Origin of the sequence: Paraburkholderia xenovorans, assembly GCF_046030735.1 — a bacterium.
Classification (GTDB): Bacteria; Pseudomonadota; Gammaproteobacteria; order Burkholderiales; family Burkholderiaceae; genus Paraburkholderia; species Paraburkholderia xenovorans_A.
This window is the reverse complement of sequence record NZ_JAQQBV010000016.1, coordinates 1-20,924: the sequence shown is the minus strand read 5'-3', so window position 1 is coordinate 20,924 and position 20,924 is coordinate 1. Positions and strand designations below refer to the sequence as shown.

General features: G+C 59.0%; 14 protein-coding genes and 4 tRNA genes. All 18 read right to left on the bottom strand.

Annotated features, from left to right (window positions below; all coding sequences use genetic code 11):
* Positions 1 to 85: 85 nt before the first annotated feature.
* Positions 86 to 1,276, bottom strand: coding sequence for an elongation factor Tu (gene tuf / locus PQQ51_RS17350; RefSeq protein WP_063497539.1), 1,191 nt, complete (start codon positions 1,274 to 1,276; stop codon positions 86 to 88).
* Positions 1,277 to 1,324: 48 nt separating this feature from the next.
* Complete coding sequence (fusA, locus tag PQQ51_RS17345) at positions 1,325 to 3,427, bottom strand: elongation factor G (RefSeq protein WP_012434573.1); 2,103 nt, start codon at positions 3,425 to 3,427, stop codon at positions 1,325 to 1,327.
* 134 nt (positions 3,428 to 3,561) lie between these two features.
* Positions 3,562 to 4,032, bottom strand: a complete 471-nt coding sequence (gene rpsG / locus PQQ51_RS17340) for a 30S ribosomal protein S7 (RefSeq protein WP_006053291.1) — start codon at positions 4,030 to 4,032, stop codon at positions 3,562 to 3,564.
* 180 nt (positions 4,033 to 4,212) lie between these two features.
* Positions 4,213 to 4,593 carry a 30S ribosomal protein S12 gene (gene rpsL / locus PQQ51_RS17335; RefSeq protein ID WP_006998493.1) on the bottom strand — a complete coding sequence of 127 codons (381 nt, stop codon included), beginning with the start codon at positions 4,591 to 4,593 and terminating at the stop codon, positions 4,213 to 4,215.
* A 209-nt stretch (positions 4,594 to 4,802) separates the two neighbouring features.
* Positions 4,803 to 6,650 (bottom strand): DNA helicase RecQ, encoded by a 1,848-nt coding sequence (gene recQ / locus PQQ51_RS17330; RefSeq protein WP_408498033.1) that lies wholly within the window; start codon positions 6,648 to 6,650, stop codon positions 4,803 to 4,805.
* 230 nt (positions 6,651 to 6,880) lie between these two features.
* Positions 6,881 to 11,119, bottom strand: coding sequence for a DNA-directed RNA polymerase subunit beta' (gene rpoC / locus PQQ51_RS17325; RefSeq protein ID WP_408498032.1), 4,239 nt, complete (start codon positions 11,117 to 11,119; stop codon positions 6,881 to 6,883).
* Between the two features lie 21 nt (positions 11,120 to 11,140).
* The gene (gene rpoB / locus PQQ51_RS17320; RefSeq protein ID WP_408498031.1) at positions 11,141 to 15,247 is read right to left on the bottom strand and encodes a DNA-directed RNA polymerase subunit beta; all 4,107 of its coding nucleotides are present in this window, start codon (positions 15,245 to 15,247) and stop codon (positions 11,141 to 11,143) included.
* A gap of 370 nt (positions 15,248 to 15,617) precedes the next feature.
* The gene (gene rplL, locus PQQ51_RS17315) at positions 15,618 to 15,992 is read right to left on the bottom strand and encodes a 50S ribosomal protein L7/L12 (RefSeq protein ID WP_062129471.1); all 375 of its coding nucleotides are present in this window, start codon (positions 15,990 to 15,992) and stop codon (positions 15,618 to 15,620) included.
* 63 nt (positions 15,993 to 16,055) lie between these two features.
* Positions 16,056 to 16,559 (bottom strand): 50S ribosomal protein L10, encoded by a 504-nt coding sequence (rplJ, locus tag PQQ51_RS17310; protein ID WP_007180144.1) that lies wholly within the window; start codon positions 16,557 to 16,559, stop codon positions 16,056 to 16,058.
* Between the two features lie 302 nt (positions 16,560 to 16,861).
* Positions 16,862 to 17,560, bottom strand: coding sequence for a 50S ribosomal protein L1 (gene rplA, locus PQQ51_RS17305; protein ID WP_408498030.1), 699 nt, complete (start codon positions 17,558 to 17,560; stop codon positions 16,862 to 16,864).
* On the bottom strand, positions 17,561 to 17,992 hold the full coding sequence (gene rplK / locus PQQ51_RS17300; RefSeq protein WP_408498163.1) for a 50S ribosomal protein L11: 432 nt from the start codon (positions 17,990 to 17,992) through the stop codon (positions 17,561 to 17,563).
* A 164-nt stretch (positions 17,993 to 18,156) separates the two neighbouring features.
* Positions 18,157 to 18,714, bottom strand: a complete 558-nt coding sequence (gene nusG / locus PQQ51_RS17295; RefSeq protein WP_007180147.1) for a transcription termination/antitermination protein NusG — start codon at positions 18,712 to 18,714, stop codon at positions 18,157 to 18,159.
* A 1-nt stretch (position 18,715) separates the two neighbouring features.
* Positions 18,716 to 19,096, bottom strand: a complete 381-nt coding sequence (gene secE / locus PQQ51_RS17290) for a preprotein translocase subunit SecE (protein ID WP_408498028.1) — start codon at positions 19,094 to 19,096, stop codon at positions 18,716 to 18,718.
* A gap of 37 nt (positions 19,097 to 19,133) precedes the next feature.
* Positions 19,134 to 19,209, bottom strand: a tRNA-Trp gene (locus PQQ51_RS17285).
* A gap of 65 nt (positions 19,210 to 19,274) precedes the next feature.
* The gene (gene tuf / locus PQQ51_RS17280) at positions 19,275 to 20,465 is read right to left on the bottom strand and encodes an elongation factor Tu (RefSeq protein WP_063497539.1); all 1,191 of its coding nucleotides are present in this window, start codon (positions 20,463 to 20,465) and stop codon (positions 19,275 to 19,277) included.
* 62 nt (positions 20,466 to 20,527) lie between these two features.
* Positions 20,528 to 20,602 (bottom strand) — tRNA-Thr (locus tag PQQ51_RS17275).
* A gap of 15 nt (positions 20,603 to 20,617) precedes the next feature.
* Positions 20,618 to 20,691: transfer RNA gene (locus PQQ51_RS17270), tRNA-Gly, on the bottom strand.
* A gap of 41 nt (positions 20,692 to 20,732) precedes the next feature.
* Positions 20,733 to 20,818 (bottom strand) — tRNA-Tyr (locus tag PQQ51_RS17265).
* Between the last annotated feature and the right edge of the window lie 106 nt (positions 20,819 to 20,924).

Genomic DNA, 20,924 nt, shown 5'->3' with positions numbered 1-20,924 from the left:
ATAGTAAAAGAACGTAGAGCCGGGCGCCCGCGGTGGGCTGGCGCCCGGCTCCGGGCACCACTTACTGCAAATTCAATCCGCGATTTTACTCGAGGATTTTGGCAACGACACCGGCGCCGACCGTACGGCCGCCTTCACGGATGGCGAAGCGCAGACCTTCTTCCATCGCGATCGGGTTGATCAGCTTCACCGTGATCGACACGTTGTCGCCCGGCATCACCATTTCCTTGTCCTTCGGCAGCTCGATCGAGCCCGTCACGTCCGTCGTACGGAAGTAGAACTGCGGACGGTAGTTGTTGAAGAACGGCGTGTGGCGGCCGCCTTCGTCCTTGCTCAGCACGTACACTTCAGCCGTGAAGTGCGTGTGCGGGTTGATCGAACCCGGCTTCGCCAGAACCTGGCCACGCTCCACGTCTTCACGCTTCGTGCCGCGCAGCAGGATACCCACGTTGTCGCCGGCCTGGCCCTGATCCAGCAGCTTGCGGAACATTTCCACGCCCGTGCAGGTCGTCTTCACCGTCGGCTTGATACCCACGATTTCGATTTCTTCGCCGACCTTCACCACGCCGCGCTCCACGCGACCCGTCACCACCGTGCCGCGACCCGAGATCGAGAACACGTCTTCCACCGGCATCAGGAACGCACCGTCAACTGCGCGCTCCGGCGTCGGGATGTACGTGTCCAGCGCGTCGGCCAGGTTCATGATCGCCACTTCGCCCAGCTCGCCCGTGTCGCCTTCCAGCGCCAGCTTGGCCGAACCCTTGATGATCGGCGTGTCGTCGCCCGGGAAGTCGTACTTCGACAGAAGTTCGCGAACTTCCATTTCCACCAGTTCCAGCAGTTCGGCGTCGTCCACCATGTCGCACTTGTTCAGGAACACGATGATGTACGGCACACCAACCTGACGCGCCAGCAGGATGTGCTCACGCGTTTGCGGCATCGGGCCGTCTGCAGCCGAACACACCAGGATCGCGCCGTCCATCTGCGCTGCGCCCGTGATCATGTTCTTCACATAGTCAGCGTGGCCCGGGCAGTCGACGTGCGCGTAGTGGCGGTTCGCCGTTTCATACTCGACGTGCGCCGTGTTGATCGTGATACCACGTGCCTTTTCTTCCGGCGCCGCGTCGATCTGGTCGTATGCCTTCGCTTCGCCGCCAAACTTCTTGGTCAGCACCGTCGTGATCGCTGCCGTCAGCGTGGTCTTGCCGTGGTCAACGTGACCGATCGTGCCGACGTTCACGTGCGGCTTGGTCCGTTCGAATTTACCTTTAGCCATGTTTCTCTTCTTTCAAAAAGTTAATCGTTGAATGGGTTTGCCGCGCGCTTACTTCGACTTCGCGTTGATGATTGCTTCAGACACGTTGCGCGGTGCTTCGGAGTAATGCTTGAACTCCATCGTGTACGTTGCACGACCTTGGGTCAGCGAACGCAGCGACGTCGAGTAGCCGAACATTTCCGACAGCGGCACTTCGGCGCGAACGATCTTGCCGCCGCCAACCATGTCGTCCATGCCCTGCACGATGCCGCGACGACCCGACAGGTCGCCCATCACGTTGCCCATGTAATCTTCAGGCGTTTCGACTTCAACAGCCATCATCGGTTCGAGGATGACCGGTTGAGCCTTGCGCATTGCTTCCTTGAACGCCATCGAGCCGGCCATGCGGAACGCATTTTCGTTCGAGTCGACGTCGTGGTACGAACCGAACGTCAGGTGAACCTTCACGTCAACGACCGGGAAGCCTGCCAGCACGCCGGCCTTCAGCGTTTCCTGGATACCCTTGTCGACTGCCGGGATGTATTCACGCGGAATCACACCGCCCTTGATCTCGTCCAGGAACTCGTAGCCCTTGCCCTGCTCGTTCGGCTCGAGCGTGATGACCGCGTGACCATACTGGCCGCGACCACCCGACTGCTTGACGAACTTGCCGTCGACGTCTTCCGCCTTGCCGCGAATCGTTTCGCGGTAAGCCACTTGCGGCTTGCCGACGGTAGCTTCGACGCCGAACTCACGCTTCATCCGGTCGACCAGAATTTCCAGGTGGAGCTCGCCCATGCCCGAAATAATGGTTTGACCCGACTCTTCGTCAGTTTGAACGCGGAACGACGGATCTTCCTGAGCCAGACGGTTCAGCGCCAGACCCATTTTTTCCTGGTCGGGCTTCGTCTTCGGCTCGACTGCCTGCGAAATCACCGGCTCCGGGAAAATCATGCGTTCGAGCACGATCGGGCTTTGCGGATCGCACAGCGTGTCGCCGGTCGTTGCGTCTTTCAGGCCGACCGCAGCAGCGATGTCGCCTGCACGGACTTCCTTGATTTCTTCGCGCTGGTTCGCGTGCATTTGCAGAATACGACCCAGACGTTCCTTCTTGTCCTTCGTCGCGTTCAGCACGGTGTCGCCCGAATTCACGACGCCCGAGTACACACGGAAGAAGATCAGCTGACCGACGAACGGGTCGGTCATGATCTTGAATGCCAGTGCCGAGAACTTTTCGTCGTCGGCAGCGCGGCGCTCGCCCTTTTCACCGTTTTCCAGCTCGCCGGTAACCGGCGGGATGTCGATCGGCGACGGCAGGAAGTCGAGCACGGCGTCCAGCATACGTTGCACGCCCTTGTTCTTGAACGCGGTACCGCACAGCATCGGCTGGATTTCGCAAGCGATCGTACGGTCGCGCAAGCCCTTGATGATTTCCGCTTCCGAGAGCTCACCCTCTTCCAGGTACTTGTTCATCAGCTCTTCGCTCGACTCGGCAGCCGCTTCGATCATCTTCTCGCGCCATTCGTTGCACGAGTCGGCCAGCTCTGCCGGGATTTCTTCGTACGAGAACTTCGTGCCTTGGGACGCTTCGTCCCAAATGATCGCCTTCATCTTCAGCAGATCGACGACGCCCGTGAAGTTTTCTTCCGCGCCGATCGGCACCACGACCGGAACCGGGTTCGCCTTCAGACGCAGCTTGAGCTGGTCGTAGACCTTGAAGAAGTTCGCGCCGGTACGGTCCATCTTGTTGATGAACGCGAGGCGGGGAACCTTGTACTTGTTAGCCTGACGCCACACGGTTTCCGACTGCGGCTGCACGCCGCCCACGGCACAGTAGACCATGCACGCACCGTCGAGCACGCGCATCGAGCGTTCAACTTCAATCGTGAAGTCGACGTGACCCGGGGTGTCGATGATGTTGATGCGGTGCTCAGCGCGGTCGCCGGCCATGCCTTTCCAGAAAGCCGTGGTAGCAGCGGACGTGATCGTGATGCCGCGTTCCTGCTCCTGCTCCATCCAGTCCATGGTGGCAGCGCCGTCGTGAACTTCACCAATCTTGTGGTTCACGCCGGTGTAGAACAGGATGCGCTCGGTCGTCGTCGTTTTGCCGGCGTCGATGTGAGCGCTAATACCGATGTTACGGTAGCGCTCGATAGGTGTCTTGCGAGCCACTTTGATCCTCTATTGGGATGACGCGATGCGAGAAAATACCCATCGCGCTGTAACACAAACGGGCGAGGCGCTTTGTAAGCGCACCCGCCCGGAATTTCTTTCCGCTTTTTCTGCTAAACCCGAATTCGGGAAGCTTAGAAACGGAAGTGCGAGAACGCCTTGTTGGCTTCTGCCATCCGGTGAACTTCGTCGCGCTTCTTCATCGCGCCGCCACGGCCTTCGGCCGCTTCGGAGAGTTCACCTGCCAGACGCAGGGCCATCGACTTCTCGCTGCGCTTCTTCGCGGCTTCACGCAACCAACGCATCGCCAATGCCATACGACGCGACGGACGCACTTCGACCGGAACCTGATAGTTCGCACCACCAACGCGGCGGCTCTTCACTTCCACCACCGGCTTGACGTTGTTGAGCGCTACCGTGAACACTTCCAGCGGGTCCTTGCCACCCTTGGTCTGGATCTGTTCGAAAGCGCCGTACACGATACGCTCGGCAACCGACTTCTTGCCGGAGAGCATCAGCACGTTCATGAACTTAGCTACATCTACGTTACCGAACTTCGGATCCGGCAACACTTCCCGCTTGGGGACTTCGCGACGACGCGGCATGTTTCTTCCTTTACTTTTTCAGTTGGAGCTATTTTTAGCCCCGCGGCCACCAACTAACCCGATTCATCTCTAACGACTTACCAGCCTGGTCGGGTGACCACTTACTCGACAGCACCGGCGATTCCGGCACCACCGCTATTACCGCCTTTACAGGCGACCTGAACTACTGCGACCGGCTAATTACTTGCCGGCCTTAGCGCGCTTCGCACCGTACTTCGAGCGAGCTTGCTTACGATCCTTGACGCCCTGGGTATCCAGCGAGCCGCGAACCATGTGGTAACGCACACCCGGCAAGTCCTTCACGCGGCCGCCGCGAATCAGCACGACCGAGTGTTCCTGCAGGTTGTGGCCTTCACCACCGATGTACGAAATAACTTCGAAGCCGTTCGTCAGACGAACCTTGGCAACCTTACGCAGTGCCGAGTTAGGCTTCTTAGGCGTCGTGGTGTACACACGGGTGCACACGCCGCGACGCTGGGGGCAGTCCTGCAAAGCCGGGCTCTTGCTCTTCGTCGTTTCCGACGCGCGGCCTTTGCGAACCAGTTGATTGATGGTTGGCATTGTTTATTCCTGAAATTGAACAAAATCGACGCATCTGTTTCCGGGCAAAGCAGAAACGATTGCGCATCGAACTCCCGGACCGACCTGCCCCGCATGAATTGACTTCGCGCGCAGGCATTCCAAGAACCGGAACCTAGCATAATATTCCGAAAAGACTAAGGGAGTCAACAGGTTGCGGTGCTTTGCATACCTGCCGGTTCTCTCCGACCTCAATCGGCTGAGACAACTTCCAGCAATTCGTCGCCGAAACGGTCCAGCTTGCGCGCGCCCATGCCGGGAATGCCTCGCAGATCCTCGATTGAATCCGGGGCGTTGCGTGCAATTTCCGCCAACGTCGCGTCGTGGAAGATGACGTACGCCGGCACCCCGTCGCTTTTCGCCGTATCCGTACGCCATGCGCGCAGGCGCTCCCAGCGCGCGCGTTCGCGTGGGCCCATGCCGATCGTCGGATCGGCGCGCTCGCTGGTGCGACCGGACGATTGCCGCGTACGCGTCGGCTTCACATAGCGACGCATCGTGACGTTCTGCTCGCTCTTGAGCACCGCTTTCGCCGCCTCGGTCAGCACCAGCGAACCGAAGCCCTCGTGATCGACCGTGAGGTAGCCGAACGCGACGAGTTGACGGAAGATCGCGCGCCATTCCGGTTCACCCAACGCCGCGCCGATACCGAAAGTGGTGAGTTTCTCGTGACCACGTTGCATGATCTTCTCGCTGCGATTGCCACGAAGAATATCGATCAGGTGGCCGGCGCCGAAGTGGAAACCACTCGCGCGTTGGGCGCGGAACACGCAGGACAGCGCCATCTGCGCTTCGCGTGTCGCGTCCCACGTATCCGGCGGTTCGAGACAGTTGTCGCAGTTGCCGCAGGGCTTGCTCGACTCACCGAAATACGCGAGCAACCGTACGCGGCGACAGGTCGCGGCTTCGCACAGGCCAAGCAGTGCGTCGAGCTTGCCCGTCTGCACGCGTTTGTGCGCATCGTCGGCGTCGGATTCGTCGATCATCTTGCGCTGTTGCACGACGTCGCCAAGACCGTAGGCCATCCACGCATTTGCCGGCATGCCGTCGCGGCCCGCGCGGCCGGTTTCCTGGTAGTAGCCCTCCACGCTCTTTGGCAAATCGAGGTGAGCGACGAAACGCACGTCCGGCTTGTCGATTCCCATGCCAAAGGCGATCGTCGCGCACATCACAATGCCTTCTTCGCGCTGAAACATCTCCTGATGCTTCTGGCGGATTTCGAATTCCATGCCGGCGTGATACGGCAGCGCACGCATGCCCTTTTCCTTGAGCCACTCCGCGGTCTCTTCGACCTTGCGACGCGACAGGCAATACACCACGCCGGCGTCGGTCGTGCCGTCCGGCCTCGAATGCTCGGCGCGAATGAAGTCCAGCAACTGCGTACGCGCATTGTCCTTTTCGACGATGCGATAGCGAATGTTCGGCCGATCGAAACTCGAGACGAAGATACGCGCATCGTCGAGCGCCAGACGATGGATGATTTCGTCGCGCGTAATCGCGTCGGCGGTGGCCGTGAGCGCAATCCGCGGCACATTCGGGAAGCGCTCATGCAGCACTGAGAGCTGAATGTACTCGGGCCGGAAGTCGTGTCCCCATTGCGACACGCAGTGCGCTTCGTCAATCGCAAACAGACCGATGCGCGTGCGCTCGAGCAACTCCTGGAAACGGGCAGTCATCAGCCGTTCCGGCGCCACATACAGCAAGTCGATTTCGCCTTCACGCAATGCCCGCTCGGTGGCCATGGCTTCCGCGCTCGACAAGGTGGAGTTCAGATAGGCCGCGCGGACACCCACTTCGGTGAGCGCCGCGACCTGGTCCTGCATCAACGCAATCAGCGGCGAAACGACGATGCCGGTGCCGAAGCCGCCTTCGCGCCGCACCAGCGACGGAATCTGATAACACAGCGATTTGCCGCCACCCGTTGGCATCAGCACGAGGCAATCGCCACCGCCGGCGACGTGGTCGACAATTTCGCCCTGCTGTCCTCTGAACGCGGGGTAACCGAAGACTTCGTTGAGGATTTCGAGCGGACGGGACATGAATTTGAGAGAAGCAGCGTGATGCCGGTGACACGAATTTTACCAACGCATTCGTGTTGCGCCCGCGCTTTGCGACAACGTTAGCCGTTCGACCGACGAATCGACAAAAAACGCGCAGAAAAGAATGCCCACGGTGCGTGGGACAAAAAAAAACCGCTCAGTCGAAACTGAGCGGCTTCGCTGGCTGAAGCCCGAAGCGGCTTGCGCCGCCCGGACTTACTGACCTGAGCTTACTCGCCTGAGTGCTGCTGTTCGGCGGCCGGGGTTTCCGGCGTACCGAATTCGAACGACTCTTCCGCTGCGATCTGATCGAAACGCTCGCGGTCGGACAGTTCCTTGCTCTTGCGTGCCTTGTGGAACGCGAGACCCGTACCGGCCGGAATCAGACGGCCGACGATCACGTTTTCCTTCAGACCGCGCAGGTCGTCGCGCTTGCCCATGATCGCCGCTTCGGTCAGCACGCGGGTCGTTTCCTGGAACGACGCCGCCGAGATGAACGAATCGGTCGACAACGAGGCCTTCGTGATACCGAGCAACACGTTTTCGTATGTTGCCGGACGCTTGTCTTCCGCGATCATACGGTCGTTCTCGTCGAGCATATCCGACCGCTCGACCTGTTCGCCCGGGATGAAACGCGTATCGCCGTTGTCCGTAATCTGCACGCGGCGCAGCATCTGACGAACAATCACTTCAATGTGCTTGTCGTTGATCTTCACGCCTTGCAGACGGTACACGTCCTGCACTTCGTCCACGATATAACGCGACAGCGCTTCGATACCTTGCAGACGCAAGATGTCGTGCGGATCGGCCGGACCGTCGACAATCATTTCGCCCTTGTTGACGACCTGACCATCGTGCACCAGAACCTGCTTTTCCTTCGCGATCAGGAACTCGTGCTGATTGCCTTCGAGGTCCGTGATAACGAGACGCTGCTTGCCCTTCGTGTCCTTACCGAACGACGTCGTGCCCGTGACTTCCGCGAGAATGCCGGCGTCTTTCGGCGAGCGAGCTTCGAACAGTTCCGCCACCCGCGGCAGACCACCGGTAATGTCACGCGTTTTCTGCGATTCAACCGGGATACGTGCGAGCACTTCACCGACCTGCACTTGCTGACCGTCCTTCACGGTGATCAGAGCGCCGACCTGGAAGCCGATCTGCACCGAATGCTCGGTGTTCGGGATCTTGACTTCTTCGCCGTTCGCGTCGAGCAGCTTGACCTGCGGACGCACCGTCTTCGAAGCTTGCGAACCACGACGCTTCACGTCGATCACGACCAGCGTCGAAAGACCCGTCACGTCGTCGATCTGCTTCGCAACCGTCACGCCTTCTTCGACGTTTTCGAACTTCACCGTACCGCCCCACTCGGTGATGATCGGACGCGTCATCGGATCCCACGTCGCCAGTTGCGTGCCGGCCTTGATCTGCGCGCCGTCCAGTTGCAACAGCGTCGCGCCGTACGGCACCTTGTGACGTTCGCGCTCGCGGCCGTGGTCGTCGGTGATCATCGCTTCGCCGGAACGCGAGATGACGATCTGCTCGCCCTTCGCGTTGGTGACGTAACGCATCGTTGCCGTGAAACGCACCGTACCGTTCGACTTCGCTTCAACCGACGAAGCCACTGCCGCACGCGATGCCGCACCACCGATGTGGAACGTACGCATCGTGAGCTGCGTGCCCGGTTCACCGATCGACTGAGCAGCGATCACGCCCACTGCTTCGCCGACGTTGACCGACGAGCCGCGGCCCAGATCGCGGCCGTAGCAGGCTGCGCACAGACCGTAACGCGTTTCGCAAGTCAGCGGCGTACGTACGCGCACTTCGTCGATGCCGAGGCGTTCGATTTCTTCGACCGCGTCTTCGTCGAGCAACGTGCCCGTTTCGTACAGCGTTTCCTGCGATTCCGGATTGACGACGTCTGCCACCGTCACGCGACCGAGAATACGGTCACGCAGCGCTTCGACGACTTCACCGCCTTCGACCAACGCCTTCATCGCGACGCCGTTGGATGTACCGCAATCGTCCTCGACCACCACGAGATCCTGCGTCACGTCGACCAGACGACGGGTCAGGTAACCCGAGTTAGCCGTCTTCAGTGCCGTATCAGCCAGACCCTTACGTGCACCGTGGGTCGAGATGAAGTACTGCAACACGTTCAGGCCTTCACGGAAGTTCGCCGTAATCGGCGTTTCGATGATCGAGCCGTCCGGCTTCGCCATCAGGCCACGCATACCGGCCAGCTGACGAATCTGAACTGCGGAACCACGAGCACCCGAGTCCGCCATCATGTAGATGGAGTTGAACGATTCCTGACGCGTTTCGTTGCCGTCGCGATCCGTGACCGGTTCCGTCGACAGTTGTTCCATCATCGCCTTGCCGACCGCTTCCGACGTTGCCGACCAGATGTCGACCACGTTGTTGTAGCGCTCTTGCGACGTGACGAGACCCGACATGTACTGACGGTCGTATTCCTTCACCTTCTTCGCGGCGTCGCCGACGATGGTTTCCTTCTGCGGCGGCACGAGCATGTCGTCGACGCAGATCGAGATACCAGCGCGCGTGGCCAGACGGAAACCCGACTGCATCAACTGGTCGGCGAAAATCACCGTTTCGCGCAGACCGCACTTGCGGAATGCGGTGTTGATGAGGCGCGAGATTTCCTTCTTCTTCAGCGGCTTGTTCAGCACCGAGAACGGCAGGCCCGGCGGAAGGATTTCCGACAGGATTGCGCGGCCCACGGTGGTCGCGTACAGCGAGATCTTCGGCACGAATGCCGGCGCACCTTCCGACTTGTCTTCGTTGTGGACCATTTCGGTGATCCGCACGTTGACGCGCGAGGCGAGCTCGACTTCCTTGTTCTCGTACGCACGCAGCGCTTCCGAAACGCCGGTGAACGTCAGGCCTTCGCCCTTCGCGTTCACAGCTTCACGGGTCGCGTAGTACAGACCGAGCACGATATCCTGCGACGGCACGATCGACGGATCGCCGTTGGCCGGGAACAGGACGTTGTTCGACGCCAGCATCAGCGTGCGCGCTTCCATCTGCGCTTCGAGCGACAGCGGCACGTGAACAGCCATCTGGTCACCGTCGAAGTCGGCGTTGAACGCCGCGCAAACGAGCGGGTGCAACTGGATTGCCTTACCTTCGATCAGCACCGGCTCGAAAGCCTGAATGCCAAGACGGTGAAGCGTCGGCGCACGGTTCAGCATGACCGGATGTTCGCGGATCACCTCTTCGAGGATGTCCCACACCACCGGCGTCTGGTTCTCGACTTCCTTCTTCGCAGCCTTGATGGTGGTAGCGACACCCATCACTTCGAGCTTGTTGAAGATGAACGGCTTGAACAGTTCGAGCGCCATCAGCTTCGGCAGGCCGCACTGATGCAGCTTGAGCGTCGGGCCGACCACGATCACCGAACGGCCCGAGTAGTCCACGCGCTTACCGAGCAAGTTCTGACGGAAACGACCGCCTTTACCCTTGATCATGTCAGCGAGCGACTTCAGCGGACGCTTGTTCGCACCGGTCATGGCCTTACCGCGACGACCGTTGTCGAGCAGCGAATCGACGGCTTCCTGCAGCATCCGCTTTTCGTTGCGGACGATGATTTCAGGCGCCTTCAGTTCGAGCAGACGCTTCAACCGGTTGTTACGGTTGATCACGCGGCGATACAGGTCGTTCAGGTCCGACGTCGCGAAACGGCCGCCGTCCAGCGGCACCAGCGGACGCAGTTCCGGCGGCAGCACCGGCAGCACTTCGAGCACCATCCAGTCAGGCTTGATGCCCGAACGCTGGAAAGCCTCGAGCACCTTCAGGCGCTTCGCGTACTTCTTGATCTTCGCTTCCGAACCCGTGTTCTTGAGTTCGGTACGGAGCATTTCGACCTGTTCGTCGATGTTGATCGCGCGCAGCAGTTCGCGAACGCCTTCCGCGCCCATCTCGGCACGGAATTCGTCACCGTACTCTTCGACCTTGTTGTAGTAATCCTCTTCGGTCATGATCTGCCGCGCTTTCAGCGGCGTCATGCCCGGATCGATCACCACATAGGCTTCGAAGTACAGCACGCGTTCGATGTCGCGCAGCGTCATGTCGAGCACCATGCCCAGACGAGACGGCAGCGACTTCAGGAACCAGATGTGCGCAACCGGCGATGCCAGTTCGATATGGCCCATGCGTTCGCGACGCACCTTCGCCAGCGTGACTTCAACGCCGCACTTCTCGCAGATCACGCCACGGTGCTTCAGGCGCTTGTACTTGCCGCAAAGGCATTCGTAGTCTTTGATCGGCCCGAAAATCTTCGCGCAGAACAAACCATCGCGTTCCGGCTTGAACGTCCGGTAGTTGATGGTTTCCGGCTTCTTGACTTCACCGAACGACCACGAACGGATCTTGTCTGGCGAAGCCAGACCGATCTTGATCGCGTCAAAAACTTCAGGCTGTTGGACTTGCTTGAATAGATCGAGCAGAGCTTTCATTGCTTTCTCTCCGTAGTCCGATTAGTTGCGGTCGAGGTCGATGTCGATACCGAGCGAGCGGATTTCCTTCACCAACACGTTGAAGGATTCCGGCATGCCTGCATCGATCACGTGATCGCCCTTGACCAGGTTTTCATAAACCTTGGTCCGGCCGGTCACGTCGTCCGACTTCACCGTCAGCATTTCCTGCAGCACGTACGATGCGCCGTACGCTTCGAGCGCCCACACTTCCATTTCACCGAAACGCTGGCCACCGAACTGCGCCTTACCGCCCAACGGCTGCTGCGTGACGAGCGAGTACGGGCCCGTGGAACGCGCGTGCATCTTGTCGTCGACCAGGTGGTGCAGTTTCAGGTAGTGCATGTAGCCGACCGTCACCGTACGTTCGAACATTTCGCCCGTGCGGCCGTCGTACAGACGCACCTGATTCTTCGACGGCGTCATGCCGAGGTTCTTCGCGATGTCGTCCGGGAATGCCAGATCCAGCGCGCGCGACATTTCTTCTTCCGTCGCACCGTCGAACACCGGCGTGGCAAACGGAACGCCTTCGCGCAGGTTCTTCGCCAGTTCGACGATTTCGTCGTCGGTGAAGCTGTCCAGCTCTTCGGCGCGGCCCGACTCGTTGTAGATCTTGGTCAGGAATTCGCGCAGTTCAGCGATCTTCGCCTGACGCTGCAGCATTTCTGCAATACGCCAGCCCAGACCCTTCGCGGCCCAACCCAGATGCACTTCGAGAACCTGACCCACGTTCATCCGCGACGGCACGCCGAGCGGGTTCAGAACGACGTCAGCCGGACGGCCGTCGGCCATGTACGGCATGTCTTCGATCGGAACGATCTTCGACACCACACCCTTGTTACCGTGACGGCCGGCCATCTTGTCGCCAGGCTGCAGACGACGCTTGACTGCCAGATACACCTTGACCATCTTCAGCACGCCCGGCGGCAGTTCGTCGCCTTGCGTGAGCTTCTTGCGCTTTTCTTCGAACGCCAGATCGAACTGGTGACGCTTCTGTTCGATCGAGTCCTTGATCGCTTCGAGCTGTGCCGCTGCTTCTTCGTCCGCGAGGCGGATGTCGAACCAGTGGTAGTGGTCCAGATCTTCCAGGTAAGCCTGTTCGATCTTCGTACCCTTCGCGAGCTTCTTCGGACCGCCGTTCGCGACCTTGCCGGTCAGCATACGTGCGAGACGCTGGAACGCGTCGCCTTCCACGATACGCAGCTGGTCGTTCAGGTCGAGGCGATAACGCTTCAGTTCATCGTCGATGATCTGTTGCGCACGCTTGTCGCGCTGAATGCCTTCACGCGTGAACACTTGCACGTCGATCACGGTGCCGCTCATGCCCGACGGCACGCGCAGCGACGTGTCCTTCACGTCCGAGGCCTTTTCGCCGAAGATCGCGCGCAGCAGCTTTTCTTCCGGCGTCAGCTGGGTTTCGCCCTTCGGCGTGACCTTACCGACCAGCACGTCGCCCGCTTCGACTTCAGCGCCGATGTAGACGATGCCCGACTCGTCGAGACGGCCGAGTTGCACTTCAGCCAGGTTCGAGATGTCGCGCGTGATTTCTTCCGGTCCGAGCTTCGTATCGCGAGCTACGACGTTCAGTTCTTCGATGTGAATCGACGTATAACGGTCGTCGGCAACCACCTTCTCCGAGATCAAGATCGAGTCTTCGAAGTTGTAGCCGTTCCACGGCATGAACGCCACCAGCATGTTCTGGCCGAGAGCCAGTTCGCCGAGGTCGGTCGATGCACCGTCAGCCAGCACGTCGCCACGCGACACGATATCGCCGACCTTCACGATCGGGCGCTGGTTGATGTTCGTGTTCTGGTTCGAACGCGTGTACTTGATCAGGTTGTAGATGTCCACGCCGACGTCGCCAGCAACGGCTTCATCGTCGTTCACGCGAATCACCATACGGCCGGCGTCGACGTAATCGACTACACCGCCGCGGAATGCCTGAACCGTCGTACCCGAGTCGACTGCCACCGTGCGTTCGATACCCGTACCGACCACGGCCTTTTCAGGACGCAGACACGGCACAGCCTGACGCTGCATGTTCGAACCCATCAATGCGCGGTTCGCGTCATCGTGCTCGAGGAACGGAATCAGCGAAGCTGCCACCGACACGATCTGCGACGGCGCCACGTCCATGTACTGGATGCGGTCCGGCGTAACCATCAGCGTTTCGCCTGCTTCACGCGACGACACCAGTTCGTCGGTCAGCGAGCCGTCGGCAGCCACCGCCGCGTTCGCCTGAGCGATTACGTAACGGCCTTCTTCGATCGCCGACAGATAGTCGATCTGATCGGTCACCTTGCTGTCTACGACCTTGCGGTACGGCGTTTCGAGGAAGCCGTATTCGTTCAGGTGCGCGTACAGAGCCAGCGAGTTGATCAGGCCGATGTTCGGACCTTCCGGCGTTTCAATCGGACACACACGGCCATAGTGGGTCGGGTGCACGTCGCGAACTTCAAAGCCGGCGCGCTCACGCGTCAAACCGCCCGGGCCAAGAGCCGAAACACGGCGCTTGTGGGTGATTTCCGACAGCGGGTTCGTTTGGTCCATGAACTGCGACAACTGCGACGAACCGAAGAACTCGCGAATCGCCGACGAAATCGGCTTCGAGTTGATCAGGTCGTGCGGCATCAGGTTTTCGCTTTCGGCCTGGCCGAGGCGTTCCTTCACAGCACGTTCGACACGCACGAGACCTGCGCGGAACTGGTTTTCCGCCAGTTCGCCGACACAACGCACACGACGATTGCCCAAGTGGTCGATGTCGTCCACTTCGCCCTTGCCGTTACGCAGCTCGACCAGAATCTTGATCGTGGCGAGGATGTCGTCGTCTTGCAGCGTCATCGGTCCGATGATCTCGTCGCGACCCACGCGACGATTGAACTTCATACGACCCACCTTGGACAGGTCGTAAGCGTCTTCGCTATAGAACAGACGGTTGAACAGCGCCTCGACCGCTTCTTCGGTCGGCGGTTCGCCCGGACGCATCATGCGGTAGATCGCGATGCGAGCGGCCATCTTGTCGGCGGTTTCGTCGATACGCAGCGTCGACGAGATGTACGGACCCTGATCCAGATCGTTCGTGTAGAGCGTCTGGATGTCCTTGATCTTCGCTTCGCGCAGCTTTTCGAGGACGGTTTCGGTGATTTCGTCGTTCGCGTTCGCGATGACTTCGCCGGTATCGCCGTCGACGACGTTCTTCGCCAGCACGCGGCCGAGCAGATAGTCTTCCGGAACCGAGATGAACTTGGTCTTCGCGTTGTCGAGATCGCGAATATGCTTCGCGTTGATCCGCTTGTCCTTCTGGACGATCACGTTGCCGTCACGGTCCGTGATGTCGAAGCGCGCGACTTCGCCACGCAGACGCTCCGGCACGAATTCCATCTGCGCGCCTTCCGGCATCAGCGTGAAATTGTCGAACACGAAGAAGTTTGCGAGGATCTGTTCCGGCGTCAGGCCGATTGCCTTCAGCAGGATCGTGACCGGCATTTTGCGGCGACGGTCGACGCGGAAGTACAGCACGTCCTTCGGATCGAATTCGAAGTCGAGCCACGAGCCGCGGTAAGGAATGATACGAGCCGAGAACAGGAGCTTGCCCGAGCTGTGCGTCTTGCCCTTGTCGTGTTCGAAGAACACGCCCGGCGAGCGATGCAGCTGCGAAACGATCACACGTTCCGTACCGTTGATCACGAACGAACCGGTCGGCGTCATGAGCGGAATTTCGCCCATGTACACTTCCTGTTCCTTCACTTCCTTGACGACCGGCTTGCTCGGCGATTCCTTGTCGAGCAGCACCAGGCGCACTTTGGCGCGCAGGGCCGAGCAGTACGTCAAACCGCGCTGCTGACATTCCTTGATGTTGAATGCCGGCGGCGACAGCATGTAGCTGACGAACTCGAGACGCGCGAAACCGTTGTGCGAAACGATCGGAAAAACAGAGGTAAATGCTGCTTGCAGCCCTTCCGGCTTGCGTTGCGTCGAAGACGTCTCGGCTTGCAGAAAAGTGCTGAATGATTCAAGCTGGGTAGCCAGCAGGAAAGGTACTTGGTGAACGATGGGGCGCTTCGCAAAACTCTTGCGAATACGCTTCTTCTCGGTGAAGGAATATTGCATACGATCTCCGAATCACGGCGGGCATTGTTGTCGAGGCAGGATACCTTGATGAGACAACCCGAGTGTTCACCGACTGAGACCCGATGGCCGTCCGATGGCTTGAACGAGCCTAGAAGCTTGGTGGTTGGCCGCTACCAACCGCTGGCTGACGGCAGCGGATGCCTATGTTGCCCGCTACCCGACCAAACTTGCCTTCTGCAGTCGCTTCAGAAGACAAAGAGAAACGCCGGTCAAGATTTCCGATAGGCGGTTTTCTTTGGCTTCTGGGAGCTACGTTCTTGCCGAAACGACGAGGCAAAAACGTGTCCCCCACAAAGCACAAAAAGGCCGGCGGTGGAAAACCGCCAGCCTTCGCACAGCGCGCTGAAACTTACTTGATTTCAGCCTTCGCGCCGGCTTCTTCCAGCTTCTTCTTGGCTTCTTCAGCAGCAGCCTTCGGTACCGCTTCCTTAACAGGCTTCGGTGCGCCGTCGACCAGGTCCTTCGCTTCCTTCAGGCCGAGACCCGTCAGTTCACGAACAGCCTTAATGACCGAAACCTTGTTCGCGCCGACTTCCGTCAGGTTGACCGTGAATTCGGTTTGTTCTTCAGCAGCAGCTGCAGCGCCGCCGCCTGCCGGGCCTGCCACTGCAACAGCAGCTGCCGACACGCCAAACTTTTCTTCGAACGCCTTGACCAGTTCGTTCAGTTCCAGAACCGACATCGAGCTTACTGCCTCGAGGATGTCTTCTTTTGCGATTGCCATTTGAAATACTCCTAAATTGAATTCGGATACAGCCAGCGATCAATCACGCTCGGCTGAAGTGCATTACGCAGCGGTTTCTTCGCCTTGTTTCTTTTCTGCCAGCGCGGCCAGAGCGCGCGCGAAGCCGGAAACAGGTGCTTGCATAACGTACAACAGCTTGGAGAGCAGTTCTTCGCGGCTCGGGATGTTTGCCAGCGCTTGCACGCCAGCCTTGTCCATCACCTTGCCTTCGTAGGAACCAGCCTTGATGATCAACTTGTCATTGGTTTTGCCGAAGTCGTTGACGACCTTGGCAGCAGCAATTGCATCTTCCGAGATGCCGTAGATCAGGGGACCGGTCATCTGCTCTGCCAACGGAGCAAACGGGGTACCTTCGACAGCGCGACGCGCCAGCGTGTTTTTCAACACACGAAGGTAAACCTGTTGCTCACGCGCTTTCGCGCGCAGCTTGGTCAGATCGCCAACCGCGATTCCACGATACTCAGCCAGAACCACGGTCTGGGCTTTCGCGACTTGCGCGGCAACCTCAGCGACGACGGCCTGCTTGCTTTCTTTGTTAAGTGGCACGGTTAACCTCCAGATTCGATACACGCAGCGTGCGCCTTGTGTACCGCGTTCAATAACGGCGTCCGACCAGTCAGGAGTATTTCGACCATCCGGCACCCACATCGCTGTGAGTATCAAACAGCTTCATCACTACAAAACCTTTTCGGGTTCGCCATCTGCGTTGGCTTTACATTAAGGGACCGCCTACCTGCTGCGTGCCCGCCAACGGTCTTTGACAACCGGTTGCTCGATGCAGACTGCCACCTCGCAACCGCCCAAAGCCCATAAAACCACCCCGACTCACATCGAGGCGGTAAATTTTCTTACTGCGCAGCGATCGTTGCTTGATCGACGCGAACACCCACGCCCATCGTGCTCGACAGCGCGACCTTACGCAGGTACACACCCTTGCTCGTTGCCGGCTTCGCTTTTTGCAGCGCGTCGACCAGAGCGTTCAGGTTGCTACGCAACGCGGTCGGCTCGAACGAAGCACGGCCAATGGTTGCGTGAATGATACCGGCCTTGTCGACACGGAATTGCACTTGACCAGCCTTGGCGTTCTTGACCGCAGTCGCGACGTCCGGCGTAACCGTGCCAACCTTCGGGTTCGGCATCAGGCCGCGCGGGCCGAGAATCTGGCCAAGCGTACCGACAACGCGCATCGTGTCCGGCGAAGCGATCACGATATCGAAATCCAGCTTGCCAGCCTTGACCTGTTCAGCGAGGTCTTCCATACCGACGACTTCAGCGCCGGCTGCACGAGCTTGCTCAGCCTTCTCGCCTTGCGCGAACACGGCAACGCGGACCGACTTACCGGTACCAGCGGGCAGAACGACGGAGCCGCGAACGACTTGATCCGACTTCTTCGCATCGATGCCGAGTTGCACAGCGACGTCGATCGACTCATCGAACTTGGCGCTTGCGCATTCCTTCACGAGCGACAGAGCTTCGTCGATCGCGTACAGCTTTTGACTGTCGACCTTGGCTGCAAATGCCTGCAGACGCTTTGAAAGCTTAGCCATTTACACGCCCTCCACGGTGATGCCCATCGAGCGGGCGCTACCAGCGATCGTACGAACTGCCGCGTCCAGATCAGCTGCCGTCAGATCGGGCATCTTGGTCTTGGCGATTTCTTCGGCTTGAGCGCGCGTAATGCTACCGACCTTGTCGGTGTGCGGCTTGCTCGAACCCTTATCGATCTTTGCTGCCTTCTTGATCAGAACTGTAGCCGGCGGCGTCTTCAGAACGAACGTGAAGCTCTTGTCCGCGAACGCGGTGATCACGACCGGAATCGGCAGACCCGGTTCCAGAGCTTGAGTCTGCGCGTTGAACGCCTTGCAGAACTCCATGATGTTCAGGCCACGCTGGCCCAGTGCCGGACCGACCGGCGGCGACGGGTTGGCTTTACCTGCAGGAATCTGCAGCTTGATAAAGCCAATGATTTTCTTTGCCATGTTGAAAACCTCTTTGGAACGCCGCATGGAAAATGCGTGCATTCAGTGAGTAGTAGCGCGCTTTCGCCCCGAAACAAGCTACTTACGCTCCTCAACGGCCGTTACGCGGACCGTAAGCGCGAAATACGGAACGCACCGATTGGTGCGTTCCGTAGAATTCTCGATTACAACTTCTCGACTTGACCGAATTCCAACTCGACCGGCGTTGCGCGGCCGAAGATTGTAACGGAAACACGGACACGTGATTTTTCGTAGTTCACTTCTTCGACGCTGCCGTTGAAATCCGTGAACGGACCGTCTTTCACTCGCACCATCTCGCCAACTTCGAACAGGGTCTTCGGACGCGGTTTTTCCACGCCCTCCTGCATTTGCGACATGATCTTTTCGACTTCGCGAGGAGAAATCGGACTCGGGCGGTTACGCGCACCACCCACGAAACCCGTCACCTTTGCCGTGTTCTTCACGAGATGCCACGTTTCGTCTGTCATTTCCATTTCCACGAGAACGTAACCCGGGAAGAAACGACGCTCGGTCACAGATTTATGACCGCCTTTCACCTCGACCACTTCTTCAGTCGGAACGAGGATTTGACCAAACTGGTCTTGCATGCCGGCACGTTCGATGCGTTCTTGAAGTGCACGTTGCACGCTCTTCTCCATACCGGAGTAGGCGTGCACGACATACCAACGTTTGCCGCTCGGGGATGCCGGAGTATCGCTCATATCATTTCCAACCCAGAATCACCGAGAAAATCGTCCATTCAATGGATTTATCGCTAATCCAAAGAAAGATCGCCATGACAAACACGAAGCCAAACACTACTAGTGTCGTCTGGGTAGCTTCTTTGCGAGTCGGCCAGACAACTTTGCGAACTTCTTTGTAAGAATCTTTGGCGAAAGCGATGAAACCCTTGCCAGGCGCGGAGAGAAGACCGACTACAACACCCGCTATCGCACCAACAGCCAAGGCAGCTCCGCGGACGTACCACTCCTGACCACTTAGCCAGAAGAACCCCACGAACCCGGCCAAGACCAGCAATACGCCCGCGATGAGCATCAGCTTATCGCCGGATGTATTTACAGTTTCGACGGAAGGATTCGCCATAACACCTTAACGAAGCACCACAATCGGTGCAAAGAGTTGGCAGGGGCAGAGGGAATCGAACCCCCAACCTTCGGTTTTGGAGACCGACGCTCTGCCAGTTGAGCTATGCCCCTAAACCATTTTGGGGTTGACGACACCGCCAACCCCGAAACCACTAATCAACGAGAACTATCTGGCGTTACTCGAGGATTTTGGCAACGACACCGGCGCCGACCGTACGGCCGCCTTCACGGATGGCGAAGCGCAGACCTTCTTCCATCGCGATCGGGTTGATCAGCTTCACCGTGATCGACACGTTGTCGCCCGGCATCACCATTTCCTTGTCCTTCGGCAGCTCGATCGAGCCCGTCACGTCCGTCGTACGGAAGTAGAACTGCGGACGGTAGTTGTTGAAGAACGGCGTGTGGCGGCCGCCTTCGTCCTTGCTCAGCACGTACACTTCAGCCGTGAAGTGCGTGTGCGGGTTGATCGAACCCGGCTTCGCCAGAACCTGGCCACGCTCCACGTCTTCACGCTTCGTGCCGCGCAGCAGGATACCCACGTTGTCGCCGGCCTGGCCCTGATCCAGCAGCTTGCGGAACATTTCCACGCCCGTGCAGGTCGTCTTCACCGTCGGCTTGATACCCACGATTTCGATTTCTTCGCCGACCTTCACCACGCCGCGCTCCACGCGACCCGTCACCACCGTGCCGCGACCCGAGATCGAGAACACGTCTTCCACCGGCATCAGGAACGCACCGTCAACTGCGCGCTCCGGCGTCGGGATGTACGTGTCCAGCGCGTCGGCCAGGTTCATGATCGCCACTTCGCCCAGCTCGCCCGTGTCGCCTTCCAGCGCCAGCTTGGCCGAACCCTTGATGATCGGCGTGTCGTCGCCCGGGAAGTCGTACTTCGACAGAAGTTCGCGAACTTCCATTTCCACCAGTTCCAGCAGTTCGGCGTCGTCCACCATGTCGCACTTGTTCAGGAACACGATGATGTACGGCACACCAACCTGACGCGCCAGCAGGATGTGCTCACGCGTTTGCGGCATCGGGCCGTCTGCAGCCGAACACACCAGGATCGCGCCGTCCATCTGCGCTGCGCCCGTGATCATGTTCTTCACATAGTCAGCGTGGCCCGGGCAGTCGACGTGTGCGTAGTGGCGGTTCGCCGTTTCATACTCAACGTGCGCCGTGTTGATCGTGATACCACGTGCCTTTTCTTCCGGCGCCGCGTCGATCTGGTCGTATGCCTTCGCTTCGCCGCCAAACTTCTTGGTCAGCACCGTCGTGATCGCTGCCGTCAGCGTGGTCTTGCCGTGGTCAACGTGACCGATCGTGCCGACGTTCACGTGCGGCTTGGTCCGCTCAAACTTACCCTTGGCCATTTTCGACTCCTAAGAGGATTTTTCCGTACGTTGCGCCGCGCGCAAACAATCACCGAGACTTCTGGTGCCCATGGGCAGGATCGAACTGCCGACCTCTCCCTTACCAAGGGAGTGCTCTACCACTGAGCCACATGGGCGCTACTTTTTGTCACTGGAGCGGGTGAAGGGAATCGAACCCTCGTCGTAAGCTTGGAAGGCTTCTGCTCTACCATTGAGCTACACCCGCAAGGATCTATGGGTTCCCAACTACTGCTACAGCTTGCATTCTGGTGGAGGAGGTTGGATTCGAACCAACGTAGGCGTAAGCCAACAGATTTACAGTCTGCCCCCTTTAGCCACTCGGGCACCCCTCCGCAGAGAACTAATGATTATGAGGGAACAACCGCGTGTTGTCAAGACTTGCTTGACCGTCCCAAACTCATAGGCTCTCACTTATATAGTGATTCTGGTACGCGCCCC

Coding starts and splice junctions, on each gene's coding strand:
- rplK (WP_408498163.1), bottom strand. CDS start 17,992: ATGGCAAAGAAAATCATTGGCTTTATCAAGCTGCAGATTCCTGCAGGT.
- rpoC (WP_408498032.1), bottom strand. CDS start 11,119: ATGAAAGCTCTGCTCGATCTATTCAAGCAAGTCCAACAGCCTGAAGTT.
- rpsL (WP_006998493.1), bottom strand. CDS start 4,593: ATGCCAACCATCAATCAACTGGTTCGCAAAGGCCGCGCGTCGGAAACG.
- recQ (WP_408498033.1), bottom strand. CDS start 6,650: ATGTCCCGTCCGCTCGAAATCCTCAACGAAGTCTTCGGTTACCCCGCG.
- tuf (WP_063497539.1), bottom strand. CDS start 1,276: ATGGCTAAAGGTAAATTCGAACGGACCAAGCCGCACGTGAACGTCGGC.
- rplL (WP_062129471.1), bottom strand. CDS start 15,992: ATGGCAATCGCAAAAGAAGACATCCTCGAGGCAGTAAGCTCGATGTCG.
- tuf (WP_063497539.1), bottom strand. CDS start 20,465: ATGGCCAAGGGTAAGTTTGAGCGGACCAAGCCGCACGTGAACGTCGGC.
- rplA (WP_408498030.1), bottom strand. CDS start 17,560: ATGGCTAAGCTTTCAAAGCGTCTGCAGGCATTTGCAGCCAAGGTCGAC.
- rpoB (WP_408498031.1), bottom strand. CDS start 15,247: ATGCAATATTCCTTCACCGAGAAGAAGCGTATTCGCAAGAGTTTTGCG.
- secE (WP_408498028.1), bottom strand. CDS start 19,096: ATGGCGAATCCTTCCGTCGAAACTGTAAATACATCCGGCGATAAGCTG.
- rpsG (WP_006053291.1), bottom strand. CDS start 4,032: ATGCCGCGTCGTCGCGAAGTCCCCAAGCGGGAAGTGTTGCCGGATCCG.
- nusG (WP_007180147.1), bottom strand. CDS start 18,714: ATGAGCGATACTCCGGCATCCCCGAGCGGCAAACGTTGGTATGTCGTG.